This window comes from Pseudoalteromonas distincta (assembly GCF_000814675.1).
In the GTDB taxonomy this organism is placed as follows: domain Bacteria; phylum Pseudomonadota; class Gammaproteobacteria; order Enterobacterales; family Alteromonadaceae; genus Pseudoalteromonas; species Pseudoalteromonas distincta.
Genome location: NZ_JWIG01000026.1, coordinates 20,246 through 42,010, shown reverse-complemented (window position 1 = coordinate 42,010; position 21,765 = coordinate 20,246). Strand labels below are relative to the sequence as shown.

The 21,765-nt window shown below is 39.0% G+C and carries 14 protein-coding genes and 1 pseudogene; 3 read left to right on the top strand and 12 right to left on the bottom strand.

Going from position 1 to position 21,765, the window contains the following annotated elements:
- The first annotated feature begins 154 nt into the window (after nt 1-154).
- Nucleotides 155-1,108 (top strand): MBL fold metallo-hydrolase, encoded by a 954-nt coding sequence (locus tag QT16_RS16955; RefSeq protein ID WP_039489536.1) that lies wholly within the window; start codon nt 155-157, stop codon nt 1,106-1,108.
- A gap of 184 nt (nt 1,109-1,292) precedes the next feature.
- On the opposite strand, the gene QT16_RS16950 is transcribed toward QT16_RS16955, so the two are convergent.
- Nucleotides 1,293-3,515 carry an endo-1,4-beta-xylanase gene (locus QT16_RS16950; protein ID WP_039489533.1) on the bottom strand — a complete coding sequence of 741 codons (2,223 nt, stop codon included), beginning with the start codon at nt 3,513-3,515 and terminating at the stop codon, nt 1,293-1,295.
- Between the two features lie 597 nt (nt 3,516-4,112).
- A complete protein-coding gene (locus QT16_RS16945) occupies nt 4,113-5,246 on the bottom strand; it encodes an endo-1,4-beta-xylanase (RefSeq protein WP_039489531.1) in 1,134 nt (377 codons plus the stop codon).
- A gap of 115 nt (nt 5,247-5,361) precedes the next feature.
- Here QT16_RS16945 and QT16_RS16940 point away from each other — a divergent pair, with 115 nt between their 5' ends.
- On the top strand, nt 5,362-6,336 hold the full coding sequence (locus QT16_RS16940) for an SMP-30/gluconolactonase/LRE family protein (RefSeq protein WP_039489529.1): 975 nt from the start codon (nt 5,362-5,364) through the stop codon (nt 6,334-6,336).
- Nucleotides 6,337-6,459: 123 nt separating this feature from the next.
- Here QT16_RS16940 and QT16_RS16935 read toward each other — a convergent pair whose 3' ends face one another.
- Both QT16_RS16935 and QT16_RS21055 read right to left on the bottom strand, forming a co-directional pair.
- Nucleotides 6,460-7,380 carry a glycosyl hydrolase family 8 gene (locus tag QT16_RS16935; protein WP_238719454.1) on the bottom strand — a complete coding sequence of 307 codons (921 nt, stop codon included), beginning with the start codon at nt 7,378-7,380 and terminating at the stop codon, nt 6,460-6,462.
- Complete coding sequence (locus QT16_RS21055) at nt 7,299-7,739, bottom strand: glycosyl hydrolase family 8 (RefSeq protein ID WP_238719453.1); 441 nt, start codon at nt 7,737-7,739, stop codon at nt 7,299-7,301. The genes QT16_RS16935 and QT16_RS21055 overlap by 82 nt, the downstream gene beginning before the upstream one ends.
- A gap of 323 nt (nt 7,740-8,062) precedes the next feature.
- On the opposite strand from QT16_RS21055, the pseudogene QT16_RS16930 reads away from it, so the two are divergent.
- Nucleotides 8,063-9,059: pseudogene (locus QT16_RS16930) on the top strand (LacI family DNA-binding transcriptional regulator).
- A 550-nt stretch (nt 9,060-9,609) separates the two neighbouring features.
- Here the strand turns inward: QT16_RS16930 and QT16_RS16925 are convergent.
- The 8 genes from QT16_RS16925 to QT16_RS16890 all read right to left on the bottom strand — a co-directional run bounded on the left by QT16_RS16925 (nt 9,610) and on the right by QT16_RS16890 (nt 21,403).
- Nucleotides 9,610-11,622, bottom strand: a complete 2,013-nt coding sequence (locus tag QT16_RS16925; protein WP_039489527.1) for a glycoside hydrolase family 32 protein — start codon at nt 11,620-11,622, stop codon at nt 9,610-9,612.
- A 14-nt stretch (nt 11,623-11,636) separates the two neighbouring features.
- Nucleotides 11,637-12,947 carry a sugar porter family MFS transporter gene (locus tag QT16_RS16920; protein ID WP_039489525.1) on the bottom strand — a complete coding sequence of 437 codons (1,311 nt, stop codon included), beginning with the start codon at nt 12,945-12,947 and terminating at the stop codon, nt 11,637-11,639.
- A gap of 417 nt (nt 12,948-13,364) precedes the next feature.
- A complete protein-coding gene (locus QT16_RS16915; protein ID WP_039489524.1) occupies nt 13,365-14,189 on the bottom strand; it encodes a ThuA domain-containing protein in 825 nt (274 codons plus the stop codon).
- Nucleotides 14,190-14,196: 7 nt separating this feature from the next.
- Nucleotides 14,197-14,919, bottom strand: a complete 723-nt coding sequence (locus QT16_RS16910) for a DUF6445 family protein (RefSeq protein ID WP_039489522.1) — start codon at nt 14,917-14,919, stop codon at nt 14,197-14,199.
- Nucleotides 14,920-14,924: 5 nt separating this feature from the next.
- On the bottom strand, nt 14,925-16,409 hold the full coding sequence (locus QT16_RS16905; RefSeq protein ID WP_039489520.1) for a tryptophan halogenase family protein: 1,485 nt from the start codon (nt 16,407-16,409) through the stop codon (nt 14,925-14,927).
- Between the two features lie 22 nt (nt 16,410-16,431).
- Nucleotides 16,432-17,442, bottom strand: a complete 1,011-nt coding sequence (locus QT16_RS16900; RefSeq protein ID WP_039489518.1) for a cupin-like domain-containing protein — start codon at nt 17,440-17,442, stop codon at nt 16,432-16,434.
- 10 nt (nt 17,443-17,452) lie between these two features.
- Nucleotides 17,453-18,196 (bottom strand): SapC family protein, encoded by a 744-nt coding sequence (locus QT16_RS16895; RefSeq protein ID WP_039489516.1) that lies wholly within the window; start codon nt 18,194-18,196, stop codon nt 17,453-17,455.
- Nucleotides 18,197-18,373: 177 nt separating this feature from the next.
- A complete protein-coding gene (locus tag QT16_RS16890; protein WP_039489514.1) occupies nt 18,374-21,403 on the bottom strand; it encodes a TonB-dependent receptor in 3,030 nt (1,009 codons plus the stop codon).
- Nucleotides 21,404-21,765 lie beyond the last annotated feature (362 nt).

The window sequence follows — 21,765 nt, the reverse complement described above, 5'->3', positions numbered from 1 at the left end:
ACAAGCTCGATCTCTAAACAAACAAAGGCTAAGGTTGTTTTATCCATTAAATTTTAATTTTGAGTTCATACCCTGTATTTAATAATTAAATAGACGACGTACTAAAGTTTATTACTTGGGCTTTTAATATGCCTAATTAACTAAGGTGTAAAATATGAAAAAAACATTTTTAGGCATTTTCTCGATTACAGTAATAACTTACTTACTGAGCGGCTGCACAACATCAAATACCGGTAATATTACAAAATTGAGTGAAGATAAAATAAGTACTAGATTAAATAAACTACCTTCCTCGCTAACCTCTAGTGATTTGTTCAATACCACTGTTGTTGAACCCACTCAGCTATTTGATAACCTTTATTTTGTAGGATATATCAGCGTAGGCACTTTTGTTATCACTACAACTGAGGGCATTATTTTAATCGATACCATGTGGACCCCGCACGATGCCAAACATGTGATTGTTCCTGGACTGAGAGAGTTAGGCTTAAATCCTGAAGATATTAAATACGTGATAGTTACTCACGGCCATAGCGACCATTATGGTGGCGCTCACTACTTTGAATCACATTATGGCGCTAAAATTTTAATGAGAAAAAATGAGTGGGACTACATCCATAATCCAAATGCACCTGTATTAACTGATCCTTTCGGTAATTTTTCTACCGAAATACCATTACCTAGCACTTACACCCAAGTTATCGATGGTGAAAAAATAAGTTTAGGTAAAACTAATTTAACTGTACTTGCTACACCAGGGCATACGCCTGGTGGGTTGTCTTTGATAATATCTGTTACAGATAATGGCATACCTCATACAGTTGCACTTTGGGGAGGTACCGGTTTACCGGATACTAAAGAAGCAAATCAAACTTATTTGCACTCTTTAAATTATTTTCAAAAAATTGCAAACAAAAACGATGTTGATGGAAGTATCTCAAACCACCCGTTTTCACATGATCTAATTAATCAAATTAATACATTAAAAAATCGTAAATCTGATCAACAAAACCCCTTGGTAACCGGTAATAAGGCATTTAATGAGTACATAGACGATGTATTACGAAATAACGTTCAAAAGAAACTTTCGTCATTTGAGTCAAACTAATATAGCTTTTCACGCACTGGCGTTATCGTGCTAATTTATTTATACCGACGGTATATGTCGCTTTAAAGCGATACCCATTACTAATATAAAAGCATAGTGCACTTCTTTTTATGAAAGCCCTCAAAAAATAGTCTGTATAAAAATACAGACTATCAAATGTGGGGTTAATTACTGTTAGTTTGGTTTATTGTTCTACCAAAGTGACCGATACGTCGTCTACATAAAAATCAGCAGTCAGTTCGTTTGACTCCACATAAAGTAAAGCCGCGCTTTCCTCGGTTGTAATTGAATGGGTATAAGTGCCCGAAAGCTGTACCCAATCGCCTGCAACTACGTTTGTAACAGTGGTTAGCTCGAGGTATTCAGTGCTCGCATGCTCAATTTGCAGTGTGAGCTTAACTCCAGGCGATACCGCGGTGCTATCGTCAGATAACTTAACCCACGCAGATACATTATAGGTTTTACCTGCTGTAAATAAGCCTTTTACATCTTTTTGTAACCCATTCCACGTTTCAGTTCGCCCTTGTACTAAAGCGCTATTATTACCACTGTGAGCTTGGGTTATTTCAAGTGAAATAGTAGCACTGCCTCGTGATTGCCATGAATCAAGCCCTGCTTCAAAGTCACCATTAGTTAGCAACTCAGCTGAAGGCTCTGGCTCTGCTACTTCAATTAGCTCTTGCAGCGCATCGGCAACACCTTGCAAAGCCGGTTTTGGTGTATAGTCATTAAAAAATAACAGTGGCCATTCTGTTGTTGGCTCTGGCCAGTTTTGTAACCAACTATCCTCGTCAATTACGCCCCAAATAGTAATGCCACCGCGTTGATCTTCAGGTACCGTTTCTAAGTATGTTTTAACAATATCGTAGTAGTACTGCTTTTGTTCGTCCGCTCTTTCACTGGTTAGGTAAGTTAGAGGAATGCCGCCTTCGTTGTTCATACGAACATCTAGCTCGGTAATTTTTACTTTGATTTTAGGGCGAATATCGACCACTTTTTGAAGGTGTGCCTGAATGGTTGAAATATCAGGGCTGTTAAGTGAAATATGAGATTGAAACCCTATACCATCAATAGGCACACCATTGGTTTGAAAGTCGTTAACCATATTGATAACAGCATCTAATTTATCAGCATTCCAAATCAGGTTGTAATCGTTGTAATATAAATCAGCATCAGGATCTGCTGCTCTTGCTGCTTTATATGATAACGGTAAAAATTCTGCACCTATGTTTTCAAACCACACAGATTCGTCGGCACTGTCGTTTGTGGTTTTTTCACCGCGGTATTTGCCATTTTCCATAAACGCTTCGTTAACTACATCCCAGCTAACGACGGTATCGTTATCGCCTTCTTCTTCAAAATGAGTGGCAACTTGTGTGATGTGATTTTCCATCATGGTTATCCACGCGGCTTTATCACCTTGAAAACTTTGCATCCAAGGCGCAATTTGCGAGTGCCAAACAAAAACATGGCCATGTATAGTAAGTGAGTTGTCTTTGGCGTAGTTAACTAGCTCATCAGAATCATCGTAAAAGAATTCGCCTTGGGTAGGTTGTAAATAGGTGGGCTTCATAATATTTTCAGCAGAGAGCTGATTAAAGTGTTGTTCAACAATCGTTCTAATCTCTGCCCTGTCTATTATGCTGTTACTAAATCCACCTGCAGGCACAGCCACGCCAATATTAAAATTAGGTGCTAATGCTTTTAAACTTTGTGCTGTCACTTCGCTGTATTGAACATCAGGTATTTCTTCTGCTGGGACATCGTCTAAAATAAAACCTGAAAATTCGTCTAGGTATATAGACTTGTTAATGTTCTCTTCTTTTGAAAAGTGAATTGCCAACCTTACTAAAGAGTCAGCTTCGGCCGTTGCAGCTATTAATGTTATTTTTTGCCACTCGCCTGTGAGTGTTTCTTTTACTAGGCTAAGTTGACCATAATCTGGCGCAGGAGTCTGTATCCAAAAATCTGCACTGGTGCCCTCTTCACCTTTTGCCCAAACACTAAACTCATAATTTTTACCACCAGTGATAGGAAGGTCTTCATAAGCTATTTCAATACCCCAAGGGTTGTCACCCAATGTATTAACGTTAACCTCAACTGCTTTTGTGCCTTTGTAAGTATTCACCCCTTCTTCTGACTCAATAATGTTTATTGTGGAGAACGCAGTAGGCTCTTGATCGGGTCTAAAAACCCAGTTTCCTGTTGCTGTGGTTTCTCCCGCGGCATCATCTTCAAAACCGCCATTCATTATTTTAGCGGCTTCTGGCGCTTCGACCTCAGGGGTATCGGGGACTACAACTTCCACAACCACAGGCACCTCGGGGTCTTTATTATTATCTCCGCATGCGACAATCAGTGACATCAAGGCCACTAATCCAGTGGTTTGAATAAAAAATTTCTTCATTTTTAATCCTTAAGTTTGAGTAATAAATGCATTTTTTAAGAATATGAACGATGGTAAAATCTCGCCTTTTATTCAATTTGACCACTAGGTAAATAAGTCAAATAATTATACATTTACTTTTATTTTTTTAATTACTATTGAATTATTTACGCTTCATTAAAGATAATACAAAGCAATAATTACAATAACTTACACTTAGATTAAAATTAAATTATTACTGCTTTATTGTGTGTGTAAATACAGTGTTATTAATTTAACTAAAAACCAACATAGTTATAGTCCAACTAACAATAACGATCAAGTGCAATATTCACTCTATTCGGTAACAAACGCTGAAATATGTTTAGGGTACCTTTTTGTTTTAATACCAATCCGCTTAATTAAGTGATCTATTTTGAGGATGGAAAAACGTGTTGATAGCTAGGCAAAAAATAGCTATTTAGTTGTTCTAAAAGAGAATTTTTTAACGCTGATAGCGACGCTTTTAGCCCCTCAAAATGATTAAGTATTATTGCGGATTGGTATAAGCTAGAGGCGACAACAAAAAAAGCCGAGCATTTAAAAATACTCGGCTTTACACTTCACACATCGACTTGTTTACTGAGCTACGTCAGAAATTGTTTTTATGATTGGTTTAGGGGTTAAATTGCGGTTCCATAATAATGGGTAATTGGTTCTATTTGGGATTGGATAATCATTTTTCCACGACATTCCATCGTGTAATCCCCAAAAGGTTACGCGGTCTATTACATCGCGCTTTGCGTAAAACAGTTCAAACAAGGCTTTATAACGGGCGTTTAATTGCGCCTCTACGTCGCTTGGCAAGCCATTTTTGTATGGGTCGAGGTAGGTTTCAAACTCTTCTAGCTGAAATTGTGGTTTCATCATATCGGTGCCGGTAATTTGCCCCTCTTTTGTTAACGGCAGCACGTCTATATCAAGCTCGGTGATCATCACTTTTATACCCAGCGCGGCGTAGGCGTCAATGGCTTGTTCAATATATTGCATTTTAGGAAAATTAAGCCCCCAGTGCGCTTGTATGCCAATGCCATCGATTCGAATACCTTCTTTTTGCAGCATTTTGATCATGCGTATAATGCCGTCTCTTTTTTCTGGTCGCCATGCATTAAAATCGTTGTAGTAAAGCTCGGTATTAGGTGAATACTGCTGGGCGTATTTAAACGCGGCTTTTACCATAGTATCGCCATCGCCTACGCGGTTAACCCACACAGTTGGGCGATAAGAGCCATCATCAGCAATCACTTCGTTAACTACATCCCACGCATCTACTTTGTTTTTATAGCGCCCTGCTACAAGCTCTATGTGTTTGCGCATTTGCTCTAATTGCTCTGCTGGGGTATTTGGCTCATTTTTACTATTTGTAAAAAACCAGTCAGGCGTTTGGTTATGCCACACTAAGGTGTGGGCTACGGTAAACATGTTGTTTTGCTTGGCAAAATCTATAAACGCATCTGCACCACTAAAATCGACCTTACCTTGCTGTGTGTAAATTACTTCTGCTTTCATGGCGTTTTCTAGGGTGACTGTATTAAATTGCTTAGCAATAATTGACTGCGCGGCTGCGTTTTTGCCTATCACTATATCTTGATTTACAGCAACCCCCATTTTGAATGAGTCTACAAAGGTGTTTTTAAGGCCTTGCTCTTGTGCAGCGTTTACGCTTAATGATCCTGTAAGTAAAAGCAGGCTGAGTGTGTGTTTTTTATGCATGTGTGTGCTCCGTTGATGCGTTATTCTTTTCGATAAATATCATACAACGAAAAAAATAAATGATATAGTCAAAATGACCATTAATTATAAATTAAACAAACCTGAGTAAACGTCTATGCTAAAAACACACAAAAAAACGCTAAGCTTAGTTGTATTAATGCTCTGTTTTAATAAAGCAGCGCTGGCACAACAACCTGAAAATACACCTTTGTTAAACACTGTAAACAGCCAAAGCAATGAGCAGTCGCCATTAATAAAGGGCGTAACACCCACACTTGTTAGTGACAATTTATTATTTTTAGAAGGCCCAACGTGGTCAAGCCATGACAATGCGTTTTATTTTTCAGAAATGAACTTTGCAAGCTCGCAAGCACTTGGCCCTGATTCGACCATTTATAAATTAGTGCTGCCCAATACCCTCACCACTTATTTAAAACACAGTGGTACAAACGGCTTGTATGCCAAAGGAGAGAACCTCTATACGCTTAACCATAGTACGCAATCGCTTTCTAAAATTAATATAAAAAGTAAGACCAATACCGTAATAGTCAATAAATTTGATGGGCTAAGCTTTAGCTCACCAAACGATATGACTATGCATAAAAATGGCGATATATTTTTTACCGATCCTAATTGGCAACTAGGCGAACGCACTCAGCAAATGTCTTATACCGGTGTGTATAAGTTAAGCAATACAGGCATACTTAGTTTAATTGACGCTACTCTTGAAAAGCCCAATGGTGTTGCACTCTCGCCTGATCAACGTACCCTTTATGTTGGCGACTTTAGCAACCGCGTCAGCAAATACACTATTGATGAAAACGGTGATATTTCACCGCGCGAAGACTTTATTAAAGTAACCTCGCCCGATGGTATAAAAGTAGACTCTGCTGGCAATATTTACGTAAGCAGTCACAAAAAAGGCGTTATTAATATTTACACGCCACGCGGCTCACTTATCGATAAAATTGAACTTGTCCCTAATGTAACTAACCTTGCGTTTGGTGGTAAAAATCGCAAAACGTTATTAATAACCACCGCTAAGGGCTTGTTTACGCTTGATGTAAAAGTAGCGGGCTTGGCTAATTAGCTAAATTAGTTAAGCAACTTATTAACGAGAAAAGTTAGCTTACTCGTTGTACATAAAAAACCGGTGTAACTTGGTTACACCGGTTTTTTGCTGCCTAAGTTTTTGCTGCTTAGGTAGTGTTATTTAATTAAACGTGTTGTTATAAAACTTAAAATTGCCCGATACATGCAGCATAGCTAACATATATAACGAACCATTATAGTAACGGTAGTCACCCGTTGGTTGCGATAAAGACCAAAATTCGTTAAAAAACTCATTTGCTTGCCCAGCATTTGTTGAAGCCAGTAGCGCTACTGCATTAGCCGCTTTTTGACCTTCGCCTGCACAGCCTCTGTTTTGCGCTCCACCGTACGAATACACTTGCTCGTAACAGTTTTTACTGTTGTTTGTTTTTGCATAACTTAAAAAGCCCAGTGCTTTATTAACTGCACTTTTATGCCACGCTTGAGCACCCATTAAATGCGCGTCTAAACCCACATTCATAATTACGCGCCATGCATCAAATTCATACCATTGACCTGGGTTTGCTTGGTCGTTAAAAATGTAGCCAATAACAGGGCTGCCATCTAAGCGCGATAAAAATGTAGGTAAGTTCCAATGCGGGCTACCACTTACTTTTGTAAAATGGTTTTTAAGTAAGGTTCTACTTTTTGTGGCTACTTGTCGCCAGTAATTTTTGTCTGCTTGGTTAGTTACGTTATTTGCAAAGTAGTCGTAAAACGCAGGTATATGGTAAGAAGGGTCTGTTAGGTTATCAATGTAAGGTGAAAAGCGGATTATTTGGTTTTCCATCAGCTTATTTTTAATTGTGTTTAACATGGTAATGGCATCGTTGTAGTAGTTAAACTCACCCGAATTGCCCCAACGAGCGGAGGCATTAAGTAGTGCAAAAGCAAAGTACTCTTCGCCATCGGGAGCGGGGCCTTCATCTACTTTATAAACAAAGCCGTTTTGATTAAGCTTTAGTTTCCACGCGTAAACGCCTTGTTTTTTAGCATCAGGGTGGTTGTCTGGATTTTTTTGATACGCTTTGCAAAACGCCATAGGTTATCAAACTCTTGCTGTTTGTTTAGCATGACAGCGGCGGTCATTCCCCACGACTGCCCTTCTGTTCTTATATCGTCGCCCTCGTCTGGGTTAATTGCTTTTATATAGTGTGCTTTATAAACACCGTTTTCGGTGTACGGGTAATAAAGTTGTTGAGTGTTGTTATAGCCAAACATATTGTCAAAAGTACTATTCACCTTCTGTTGTATGTTTGTTTTACCCATTTCCTGTGCAAGGTTACGGTAAGTACCCGAGCTATCAGCACCAACACTCGGGGGATTTACGTTAAAAGCTGAATAAGAGTGGCTAGATGCAAGCACTAACAACATAGCCGTAGATTTTAAAATTACGTTCATATTTATCCTCTTTTTGTGAATTATATCAGCGTGCAAAACCAATATAGTCTTTTAGACTATTTGATCAAGATATTTTCACATTTATTTTACTTTCGATAAAACTTAAATTTTTACTTAATCAATTAAAATGTCGCAATTTAATAAAATATGCACCCAGTAAATACCATATCAATGACGCATTCATTTCGTACCTAGATAATATGAACTCGAAAGAAAGGTATGTAAGATTTTGCTTAGTATTAGCAATAAAGCAGTGTAAAAACATAAAAATAAAATAAGATGTGCTGGTATACTCTTTTTATTCTTAAGAGGTATTATTTAGTATGGTTACAATCAAGCAAGTGGCTGCCCGTGCTGGCGTTTCATTTAAGACAGTCTCTCGTGTGGTTAACAACGATCCGAGTGTTAAAAGTGTAAACCGTGAAAAAGTGCTAAATGCGATAAAAGAATTAAACTATCGCCCAAATCGAGCAGCAAGCCTAACACGCCGAAAAAAAAACAAATATATACGCCATTATTGCTGATGAGCTGCTTAACGTACCCTACACTTTTGATATTATTCGGGGCGCTCAAGAAGTTGCCTGGAAAAAGAACAAAGAACTGCTAATCCTCAACATCAATGAAACAAAAGCAAGCATAGATAGGGCTATAGTAAGTCTATTAGAGAATAGGGTTGAAGGTGTTATTTATTCAGCAATGTGCCACCGTGCAGTTCAATTACCCGATGAATTAAAAAAAATCCCGACTATATTGGCTAATTGCTTTCCAATAAATGGGGATTTTCCGTGTGTTGTACCTGATGAAGTACAAGCCGGGGAAGAAATTACCACAGCACTAATCAATAAAGGCTATCGCCGAATTGCATTTCTAAATTTAAATGAAGATATAATTGCTGCAAAAGGCCGAAAGCAAGGTGTTATTAATGCATTTACGCGCCACGGCTTACCTTTAAGCAATTTACTTATTGAATCGGTTATCATTAAGCAAGATGACGGAATTGAACGCTCTATATCTCGAGAGTCTGCTGCTAAAATTATCGATAGCTTTAAACCCGATGCTATTATTTGTGGGCAAGACCCAATGGCTATGGAAATTTACTTTGTGGCGCATGAAAAAAACATGGTAATAGGCGATGATATAGGTATAGCTAGCTTTGATAATTGGGGCAGTATACCTGAATTATTACAACCAAATTTAACCACTATGGCTTTACCGCACCTACAAATGGGTCGCTGGGCTATGGAATACCTTATAGACCTTAGAGTCGACTTAGTTCATCAACATTTGCCATTTAAATTAATAAAACGAGATTCCTTTTAGGGCGTGTTGATCTTTGTGGATTGCAATTTGTTCAATCTAGGGGCGATTTAATCGCGGCGCGAGGTTTGTAACCTAGTGGGCTAAGTAAAAACCGAGCAAAGCTTCCGCGTCCTGCTCACGCCCCTTACCTACATCCATGTAGGCAACAAAGAGTTAATCGTCCCTAGAAAGAACCCAACGGGCAGCGCATGTTTGGTATTTATGCTGCGTTACCGCCTATTTATGGGAAATTACCACACTACATAGGCTCGGCCTTGCCTAAAAACCAAACATACAGCTGCAAATTCACCCACGAAAGGTCAACACGCCCTAGTATCAATTTACTTAAGTGATCTACTTTAAAGCATAAAAACGTGCTGGTAGCTAAGAAATTGCGCTATTTAGTTGTTTTAAATGTTCACTTTTAATGCTGTTAACATAAAATTCAGCCTAAAAATAATTAAGTGCTTTTTAAAATTGGTACAAGAGTATTGTCTGTGTAATCACTAGTAAATTATTTTTTGCCGATAAAACCCAAACGGCCCTAAGTGATATAGAGACGTGTTTGAATTTATTTTGTTATAGCAACATTATTAAATTGAATGTCTTTTAAGGTAAATTGCTGCAGGGCTTTTACGCTCACCTTATGGTACGGCTGAGTAGGAAAAACAATAGAGGTCATTGTACTTACTCCTTTATTTACAAACACCTCGACAGACGCTTTATCAACCCAGATATCTACATGATAATCTGTAAGGTTTTTTTGCAGTGGGCTCGTTTGAATAGATGCAAAATCAGCCTCAAAGTCAATCAGTCCAGACTTAGTCCTATCTAAAACAAGTGTTCCTTTTAGTGGGTTGAGCGAGAGTATTGTTTGCTCCCCCGAGTCGGCACTTAATATAATATCAATTGCTTGATTGGCGTTTACTAAGGTAAAACTTAGTTTAAATTGCCCAGGAGCAACATTAAATACCTGGTCAAGTTGGTAATTATTTTTACCTTCTAGCACAGCTTTGGTTTGAGTACTGGCCAAAATTTTCTGCAACTCTTTAACTGGCTGTGATGCAAAGCGTAACCCTTGAGATGTTTTTATCAACTCAAGTTCCCTTGGTAAGGTCATTGCACTACGCCAGGTTGTTGTTGGCACAAAATTAGCGTACTGCCAATTGCTCATCCAGCCTATAAATAAATGACGATTATCAGGTGCATCAGAAAAAGTCACTCCAGCATAATTGTCAGTGCCATAATCTAGCCAAATTGCAGGCTCTATTTTTGGCCTAGCTGCTTGGTCAGAAAAGGTGATATCAGCAACTTTAATGTGGCCCCAATCACCCTTTTTACTATCGATTACTTTAATTACTCCTTGCTTATTTTTAAAGCTGCGCACATCCCACGCAGTTTCTAACATAACATTTGAGTTACTACCTACTGTACTTTTAACTACTTCACCGTTAATCAATAACTCAATTGCAGTTCGATTTTTATGTTTACCACCTAATATTTTAAAATTGATATAATCGTGCTCAATAGTAAAAGCCTCAGATAAAGCTGAACCAGTTGCTTCGTCAGATTGGTTAAATGAGCTCAGTATTGGCTTTCCTTGTTGATCACTTGCAATATGAAATGCATTTCCTTCTACCTGCCATTTACTTAATCCATTTTTAAAATTTGCAAACTCTACACCTTGTGGAAATACAGCCGATGTAGGCGCTAGCATTTTCTGATAGTTTTCATCTAAAGTGAATTTTGTTCCATCAAAATCACCTATAAAATATTGAGTTCCTGAGCCGCCATTAGGTGCACCTGGGTTAATGCTTACTAGTAGAACATATTTATAATTATCAGTGCCGCGTATTTTTACACGGATTAAATCAGGGCATTCCCACACTCCACCATGGCTACCCCATTGGGCTCCAAAAGTACTTTTAAACTGCCAATCTTTTAGATTAGTTGAAGTATAAAAACCTATGTGGTCATCTTGGGCCAATACCATAACCCACTGCTTGGTTGTTGGATGCCATTTAACTTTTGGATCTCGAAAGTCACGGATATTTGAATTTTTAAGTACAGGATTATGTTTATATTTTTGCCAAGTACGCCCTTTATCTATGCTATACGCTAATCCTTGTGTCTGAATATCGCTTAACCCTTGTTTTGCTTTTTCCTCATTATGGTATGTGTAAATAGCCACCAAAGGTGGGTTTTCTTTTGTACCAAAGCCACTGCTATTTTTCCAATCAACAACGGCACTGCCTGAGAATATCGTTCCGTGTTGATCTGGGTACAGCTTTACCCCTTGATGTTGCCATTCAACCATATCAGAACTTATTGCGTACCCCCAGTGCATAGGGCCCCACACCGAACCATAAGGGTTATATTGATAAAATAAATGGTATTCACCTTGGTAATACACCATTCCGTTAGGATCATTCATCCAATTTTTATTAGGTGTAAAATGATAAGCAGGCCTAAACGCTTCGTTTGCCAATTGTTCTTTTACATATTGCTTGTTGTTTTGAGATTGATTTACTGCATCACATGCAGTTAAAAAAGACAAAACGAGTATTATAATTATTAGTTGCATCGAATGGCCCACACTTAGTTATTGGTATTAATAGAAATATTTTCTAAAGAACGCCCTTTTGTTTCAGGCATAAAACGAGCTACAAAAATAAGCTGCCCCACCATCATTAAAGTGAAAAAGCCAAAAATCTCTGCTGGACTAAATTTTTCTAAAAAATAAGGCATAAATAAAGTGATTGCTGCAGCAAACAACCAATGTGTACCGGAGCCTAAAGACTGACCTTTAGAGCGTATTTTATTTGGGAATATTTCGGCTATAAAAACCCAAATTACTGTGCCTTGTCCAATTGCATGTGCGGCTATAAATACAAATACAAACGCAACAACCAATACTCCTCCTGTTTGGTTGCTAAATGCCCATGCAACGACAGCCAATGAAATAATGTAACCAATAGAACCAACATACATTAATGAACGGCGGCCATATTTATCAATTAATAATAAGCCAAGCATAGTAAAACATAAGTTAACTAGGCCTATCCCTGCACCTGATAGTAGTGCCTGGTTTACATCTAATCCTGCTAGCTCAAAAAGCCGAGGAGCATAGTAAATAATGAAATTAATACCCGATAATTGATTAAATGCCGCAAACAAAAATGCGAGTAGAGCGGCTTTACTGTAAGTACCTGAAAACAGTTTAGACTCAACATTTTGTTTTTTATCTTTTTCAATTGCTAGTAAAACGGTATCTGGCTTTGACTCTCCTAGTTGGATTAATATTGACCGCGCTTTTTTTATAGCGTTTTTATTTTGTACTAACCAACGTGGACTTTCAGGCGCTCTCACAACCATAAGTAAATAGATAACGGCAGGTATTGCCTCTACGGCAAGCATTAAACGCCAATCGTTTCCAGATGTACCTGAAATTAGGAAATTTGAAATAAATGCAATTAAAATCCCAAACACAATTTGAAACTGATAAAGCGCAACTAACCGCCCGCGATATTTAGCAGGGGCTATTTCTGATATATAAGCGGGTACCACTATAGAAGAGATACCCACACCTACACCGCCAATAAACCTCAGCAAGGCAAAAGTATAAGGGTCTTGCGCAATTGCAGAACCAATAGCAGAAACTAAAAATAATACGCCAACCAATACTAATGTGGGTTTGCGGCCATATTTATCACAAGGGTAATTACCTCCTAAGGCTCCAATTAATGTTCCCCATAAAGCTGAAGACATAATAAATAAGCCATGAAATAACGAACTCGTATCCCACATTGCTTGAATGGGCTTATCTGCCCCAGATATAACCGCCGTGTCGAAGCCAAATAAAAACCCCGCTACAGCGACTGTTATTGACCAGTAAATAATCTTATTCATATCAACTCTTATTACTTATAGGCGCCAATTTAATCAAAGCACGACAATGGGCGCATTTATATTCTTATTAAAGCTTTAAGTTACATACTTATCTGGTAATTAGATGCGCTAAATCAGTGTATATAAGAGCAATACCCAATACCTTGATAATTATGGTTTTAAAGTGCTTAAATTGTGTGTTTTCTCATTGCATGTCTATTTACTCTTTCAAATAAACAACGTTGTCTTTTTTGATTTACTCTATCTGTCTAAATTTAATTGTACGGTCAATTGCCCGTAGTACTTAAAGCATAAAGTTAAACAAACATTATGACAACGTTGTCTTTTTAACATTAAAGAAACGTAAACTCAACAAAATCATTGCATCAATGTATTACCTTTATGTGGTTCGTTATTGATGATTACCCGACATATTGCCTACAGCTCTTTTAGTCCTTTCCCTGTTGCTGCCCAATAAATTCCGCCATAGATATGCTCGGTTAAAAATTCACTTTTATACACCGCATTAGTATGCCCAAGGGCTGTATAAAACGAGCGACCACCATCGTAATTGTGATACCACGAAATAGGATGAAACGCCCCCATGCCTGAGCCTGTTTTGTTATTACCCCAATCGGCATTTGGGTTGTAAGTTTGCTCATCAACCGTGAGTAAGTAGTTTAACTTAGTTAGCTCGGGCCCAAACTCGTACCACTCGTCGGTCCAAAGTATCTCCTGCGGCATATGGTTTAAGCCAATAAAGACAGTATTCGGCACTTTACGTAGTACGCCAGTTTGAATAACAGGATGAATGTTAAAGGTGCGCCCCACCAGCTTTTGGTACCAAGGCCAGTCGTATTCGGTATCTGATGCGCTATGAATGCCAACAAAGCCTTTACCTGCTTTTATAAATCGCTCAAGCGCGGCTTGCTCTTTTAGGTTTAAAATATCGCCCGTGGTTGATAAAAATACCACTACATCAACATTTTTTAAGTAATCGTCGTTAAAGTAATGGCTCTCTTCGTGCCAAATTAAGTTAAAAAAATGCTTATCGGCTAAGACCTCTAACGCTTTAACCCCTTCGGTTTGCGACTTATGGTGCCACCCTGCGGTTTTTGTAAATAGCAGCACATTAAATTGCTTTTTAGGGAGCGTATCAAACCCTGTAGCATGACTTTTTTGCACTGTTACCATACTCAGCGTCAATACAACAAAGCATAATAGCCAACCTTTATATGCGAATCTAGATAAAGAAAAAAACATAATATTCCTATTTAAAATGAACAAACATATTAGCCGTTAGCCGCCCTGTTTGTGGACACGACGAAATATCGGTAGACGTATTAAGTAAACTGGTGTGCAGCAAATACCCAGGAAACACAATAAGCCTATTTGGCTTATATTCTATGTGCTTGTAGCACTCAAACTCACTGTGCTGCGTCGTGCAATAACTAGGCTTTGTATTATCTAATTCAAGGTATTGCTGAGCATGTGTTACATACGTGTTTTTGCGCTTGGTGCTGATTGTTTCAAACCCTGTTTTTTTATGCCTAAAAAATCCAGTGCCGCCGTGCTCGCCTCTGCCAAGGTAATGAATAATGGCAATTAAGTTAGGATCATTGGTATCAAAGTGTGGCAAGGTTTGTATTGGTGATAGCTGCTGCTGCGTTTTAGTAATTAACGATAAGGTATTATCTTTTGGGTATGGGGTAAGTGTTTGCCCAATATTAAATACGTTATAAAACCCCTGTATAAGCGGCTTTAGGTAATCAACCACACATTGCTTTGGCAGCGGCATGCGTAAACCTGGGTATTGAGTGAGTTCGTCAGGTTTAAACTCTCCCTGATTTTGCGCATGATTTTCATCAGCACTTTGCGCTAAGTTTATAAGTTTTTGCGGCTCACTCAGGTAGTCGTCAATTATAATAATTGGCGTTTGCTCTTGCCCTATAAACTCATACTGCGGCTGTAAATTATTGCCAAGTGTTAGCATATTGCTTACTTAGCCTTGCAATAATGATTAATAAAATCAATGTGACTCGGTAAGCTATCTGCTTTTTTAGCAACATGATTTTTTATTGACTCTAAAAATCGTTTAAGCTCATCATCGCTCATGCTATCAACAATCGGATGATAATTTTGCGGCACTAGCCCTTGCCCTAACATCACTTGTAACCACGAGGCTTCACCAAATAACTCTTGCTCTGCTTTATAAACATGCCCACTTTGCTTAAATAGCTCAATGCGTTTGGCAAGCGACTCTGGAATTGGCATGTTTTTACAGTAGCGCCAAAAGTCGCTATCGGTGCGCTGTGTTACATGGTAATGAAGTACAATAAAGTCGCGAATGTTTTCGGCTTCAAAGCGCATTTTGTTGTTAAAGTCATCTTGATAGCACGACTCGATTGCTTTGGTTGGCATGTTTTGCATTAATCTTATAATGCTTTGCTGAATTAAATGAATACTGGTTGATTCAAGCGGCTCAATAAAACCACTTGCTAAGCCAATAGCAACACAGTTTTTGTTCCAATGTTTACGCCGTGTACCGGTGCGGTATTTAATAACGCGCGGCTCATTAATAGGTTTGCCTTCTACGTTATTGAGTAGCGCTGTTTTTGCCTCATCATCGCTCATGTATTTACTACAAAACACTAAGCCATTACCACGGCGGCTTTGCAGCGGTATTTGCCACTGCCAACCACATTTATGTGCCATTGCACGCGTATATGGCACTATTGGGCTTACTAATTCGGTTTGTATTGCCACTGCGCTGTCGCACGGGAGCCAATGGCTCCAATCTTCGTATCCGGTGTGTAGCGCTTGCTCTATTAATAAACCTTTAAAGCCGGTGCAATCTATAAATAAATCACCCTCAATAATTTGCCCGTCACCTAAAGTAAGCGATTTTATAAAGCCATTAGTGGGCTCTAAATTAACTTTACTTATCATGCCTTCTATACGTTTAGCGCCGTTTTGCTGTGCAAAATTACGTAAAAACTTAGCGTACAAACCGGCATCTAACTGATAAGCATGGTTACGGTCTTGATTCGGCACTACGGCAAATTTACCCAAGCGACTTGCTACGTGCTCTGTGCAATAATCACCAATATCGGCAGCTACACCTTGTTGCATACCTTTTAGCCAAAAGTGCTGAAAACCTGCAGCCCAACAACCTTGCCCCACATAACCAAATGAGTGAAAGTAGCTTTGCTGGTTTTGTTTCCAGCCCTCAAACGATATGCCTAATTTAAACGTGGCATTAGTGGCTGCCATAAATTCTGATTCACTAATTTTTAGTAAATCATGAAATATATGCAGCGTAGGAATAGTTGACTCCCCGACCCCTACGGTAGGTATTAAATCGGATTCAACCAAGCATATTTCAATATTTTTACCTAGTAGCTTTGCCATTGCAGCGCTGCACATCCAACCGGCGGTACCGCCACCTGCTATTACGATTTTTTTAATTGCATTTTGATTCATAATTCAAACCTTACTAGTACGCTTAGCGTCTTAATTTATTTTGTAATTCGGCTCTTAATTTACGCGCTGTTAGCTCATTCATTGGCTTTGTTAAAATAGTCTGTGCGGGCTCTGGTATGTGGGTAAATTCGTTATCAGCAAATACATAGTAATTAAACAAACGTTGCCATGCTGCGCGCTCATGCTTTGGTAAATTACGTATGTTTAAAATAGCAAGGTGCAACGCATTAGTAGGCTGCCCATACACCGCTGGCGTATTTTTAAACCAATAATTAAACAGTATATTTAAACTGCCAAGCCCCTGTACTTGGTGCCACCACATGCTGGGTAAAATAAGCGCATCGCCTGCTTCCAAATCAACAGTTATTGCTGCTTTTATAGCTTGTTTAAATTTAGGGTATTTTGTGAAATTAGGCGCTGTAGTAGTGGTTAAGCTTATTGGCTGACCACCAGGTGCTTTATCAAGCGGGCCTATATATAAATTATCTATTTGATCGGGGGCAAATAAAGTAAAACGCCTTTTACCTGCAACGCAACATGCTAAATTTTGCGCTACGTCGTAATGTGCTGGTACGGTAACCTTTCCGCCTGCCCATACATTAAATAAACAGCCTTCGTTTAATGCGTTAACGTGGCAGTGATTAACCAAACCAGGTAAGCACTGTGCAATGCTAGTAGAGCCAATGTATAAAGTGTCGGCTTGTGGATTATTTGCACTTTGCGCTATTTGCTCAAGCGCATTAATAAATGCCGCTTGCTGATTAGTAAAATTAAAACCGCTCATATCGGGGTTATACCCTACAACCCCGCTTTGACTGGCGGGTATTGTGCAAGTATTAACTAAAAAACCTTCGTAAAACGGCGCTAAATAATCAATCGCTGCACTGTCTGACTTTTTAGCAGCAATAACGAGGGGCCAATCGCTCACAAACCCTTTTAGTACAATAGGCACAGACGAGTTTAAAAGCTCTTTGGGCAACGTGCTGGGAGTTAAGCCATTAAGCGTTTGAATTTTATTTGCTAAATTTTCCATAGCGAAATACTTACACAGCGTGCTTTTGTAGCATAAGTTGCTCGTTTTTAAGCGCCACTAAATCACGCACATGTACTTGCGATGCAATGATCATGTATATACACGCTAAATACCCTTGTGAGTGAAGCTGCGCAATTGCATCGCTACTTAGCTGGTTAAGCGAGTCTTCGTTTATGGTATAAAAACCAAGTAAGTTATGTTTAAGCCCGTTTACTAAATCAAGCTCTAGCGATACTGATTCAAGCAAACCATGTTTGATTAAGGTTTTAATAAAGGGCTGGTTTTCTTGCAAACCATGATGCAAGTTGTCGAGCACGTTTATGATGTTTTCGAGGTAATCGCTATTCCCGCCGTGTTCTAAAAATAAGTTAATACCCTGCTTTGTTGACACTTTTGGCGAGTCTAAATCAATACTTAACATACGCTCTTGCGTTGCCACACCGTTTTGCATTGTATTTTGAGTCGCTATAGCAAAAGGCAGTCGCTGCATACTTAGTGGAATATAGTGTGCTTGCCATTGCTGGTTTACTAAAAATAAGTTTTCGTCTTTATTTATGCCGTACAAACACACCGGCGAAAATGTATTTGTTGTATCGTCTTTGGTAAAAAATATTGGGTAATGTGCTTGAGCGACTCTAAATTCGCTCACAAATGTTTCGCTATACCAAACCCCGTCACCTAAGTGTGTGCTGCGTGCAGGGTTTATTTTTAAATGCTGATGTTCAACATTATTTAATAATGCATGATTGGCCATGGATTGTGTGCTCCAATTGTTGTTGTGTGCCTTTACCTATTGCTCCACATTAAATGTAACCAATAAGTTAAATTCATATTGACTATAACAGCTGGATATTATTATTACTAGGTTAATTTAGGCAAATAAAAAAGCCGCAAAATGCGGCTTTTATAAGGTTGCTACAAGTGTAATTTATTAAAAATTATAACGAACACCTAAACCGTAACGAGAGCCTGTTTGAGTGATGTTATAAATCAACTGTTGCTTACGCCCGTACGATGTTACGTACTCGTCGGTAATGTTTATACCTTCAATAAATACAGTAAGTCCCTCGACTGCGGGTACTTCGTAACTTACGTTAAAGTCTATTTGGTAATACTCATCGGTGTAAATTGGTGCGGTTAAATCGCCATTTACACGACGCTCATTTAAAAACGAGTCGCGCCAGTTATACGCAATACGTGCTTGTAAGCCTTCTTTATCGTAAAAGAACACCACGTTTGCTGTATCACTTAACCCTACGAGTGCTTCTGTATCCTCTAGCGAGTCGTTGTCGTATTCAAGGCCTGAGTCAACCATGGTGTAGTTAAAAATACCGCCAAAGCCTGACTCACCAAATAAGTGCTGAATATTAAATTCAAAACCATCAATGGTGTATTCTTGGTCGCCATTTACAGGCACGTTTATTCTAAAGTTAATTGGATCATCTGAGTCTGGGTCACCAACAATTGTGCCGCCGTCTAATTCACCATCTTCATCAAACTTAGGTTGCACATTTGGATCATCAGCAAAGTTTTCAAATATGTAATTTCTGATATCTTCGTTAGATGCATTAGCGCCAAGTGCCGCTGTAGCAGCTCTAAACTTTTCACCATTTAATGGATCAGCTAAGTTAAATATATTTGAGTCGATAGTACCTGTAGTGATCCAATTTGTTACGTCTTTTTTAAAGTAACCAAACGAAATATAGCTACCTTCGCCGTAATACCATTCACTTGATAAGTCGTAGTTAATTGATTCAAGCGGTTTAAGTCCTGGGTTACCAGAGCCACCCGAATAACCACTTAAGCTACCGCCGGTATTAATAGTTGTACCGCCTTGTAGTTGGCCATAACCTGCTCTTGAAATAGTTTTGCTCGCTGCTGCGCGAATCATTACATCTTCAACAACTTCAATATTAAAGTTAATATTTGGCAGGAACTGGCTGTAATCTGCCGACTGGCTTAGCGTTTCAATACCGGTAACACCGGTTACTGATGTAGCTGTATCTTCGTTCCACTCTACGCGGCTGTAACCTGGTGCGGTTGCTTTAGAAAATACGTCTGTTTTTTCGTACCGTAAGCCAATTTGCAGGTCGAAGAACATGCCACTCAATTCACCTTTGTAATTTACTTGTGCAAAAGCAGACTGCGTTTTTTCTTCAGTAAAGCGGTTTGTTGCTGCATCCCAGTCGGTTGAGGCACAAAATTGTCCTTCGCCGTTTGGTCCTGCAGCTGCGCCGTCGGCTGCTTTACAATCACCGTAAAGGTTATCTACGTTAGCAATAGGATCTGCGTACTCTGCTGCATTTACAATCGCATCAAAGTCGGCAAAAAAGATTGTATTAAATAAATCGTATTCGCCTTGTGTTGCAGTGCCTTCAAAGTTCCCCGCCTTAGCTTGAAACTTATCTAAAATAGTATCTTGGCGCCAATCAATATCAGCAAAGTCACCCTCAACACCAACACCACCCCAATCTGGGCGCTGTACTTGTGTATGACGGTAATGGTTATTTACTTTATTAACCGCAACACCAAAGTCAATGCTTAGGTTGTCGTCAATGTAGTAGTCGCCCGAAATTTGCGTTTGATCGATTTCTGAATCGTATTTATCATTTGCAAACCAGCTACCCGATAAACGCATAGTACTTGGGTTAAAATTTTCAATATTACCAATAGCAATACCTGGTAAGTCGCCTGTTAAATCAAGCCCTGAGCGCGAACGTGTGTACGACGGTAACTGAATATTGTTACGTGTACCGTGGCGTGGATCAGTTGCTTTCATTGATGCTTTTGAACTGTGGTGATCAAACTCTAGGTTAAGCTGATCAGACACTGCCCATTCTAGATTAAAGCCTAATGAATCTGTTTTTTCTTCGCGACCCCAAGAACCTACCGTAAGCGACGTATCGCGGTAATCGGCATCACTTTGAATGTCATAAATTTCTGAGTAAATAAGTGGATACGCGTTAGGCTCGCCCGCCCAAACAGATTCACTTCTGTCGCCAGCGTAGTTAAACCAAACTGAGGCATCAGTGTGCTGCTCTTCAACGGTTGTTCTAAACGTAGTGTAGTCAAGGGTTGCTGTAATGTTTTCAACAGGTTGATATTGAAAAACTAGCTGGCCATTTACACGTTCACGTTGGCGTTCTTCAAACACATAACGTGGTTGTTGCGGGTTTGAATAAATACCTGATGTAGGTCTGTTTGCTCCACCCTCTGCGCCTGCAGGTACACCGCCCCACCCTGTATTTGTGTAATCAGATGCTCTGTAGCCTTGATCTTGAATAAACTGTTGCATACCGCTTTCACGGTCTTGGTAGCTACCTGAAATAGATATACCAAATTTATCGTCACCAAATGTTTGCGAATATAAACCACTTACCTCTGGTGTAATGCTGCCCTCGTCGGTTGATTGATCGTCTACAGCTTTAACGCCAAACGATGCTTTTATACCTGGGCTATTTAAAGGTCTGTTTGTTGTTAAGTTTATAGTTGCGCCAATGCCACCTGAGGTAACACTTGCGTCTGATGTTTTATAAACTTGCACGCCCGATACGCTTTCAGATGCCACATTAGCAAAATCAAATGTACGGTCACCTGTTGTATTTGGAAGTTGGCGGCCATTAATAGTAATTAAGTTATTAGCAGGTCCAAATCCACGTACTGTTACGCGGCTACCTTCACCGCCCGCTCTATCAATTGATACGCCGGTAATACGTTGCAGCGATTCAGCAAGATTAGTATCAGGAAATTTCCCCATATCCTCAGCCGAAATAGCATCGACAATACCAGAAGAGTCGCGTTTAACATCCATAGAGCGCTGCAATGAACCTCTAATGCCTGTTACTTGTATTATTTCTACATCTTCGTCGACAACGGTTTCGGCAGCGTAGCTTTGGTGAGGAAGCGTAACGGTACCCATTGCAGCGAGTATGGCTGTTGAAATTATCTTTTTCTTAAACATCATGATGCCTTTTTCTTATTAAATTATTATTGACGTACTGCAAGACTTTAAGAATTACTCGAAACATAATTGTAAACTATTTGTTTCATTTTACGGTCAATAAATAATTATTGTGTGTGTATGTTTTAAACGTTTTACAAAGACCACAACCAGTTTTAAACATGTGCTACTTAACTAATAAATCTTTAAATAACAGCATGTTTATGCTAATTCTTTGTGCTATTTTTTACTTTAAAATATTTTCATTTTGTCATATGTCCTCAGCTTCCTCTTATTTAGACCATTAACAAAATAAATTAATGGTCACATTGACTATATCTTTTTTGTGCAAATAAAAGCTTAAGCTTTGCTTACGCAGATAA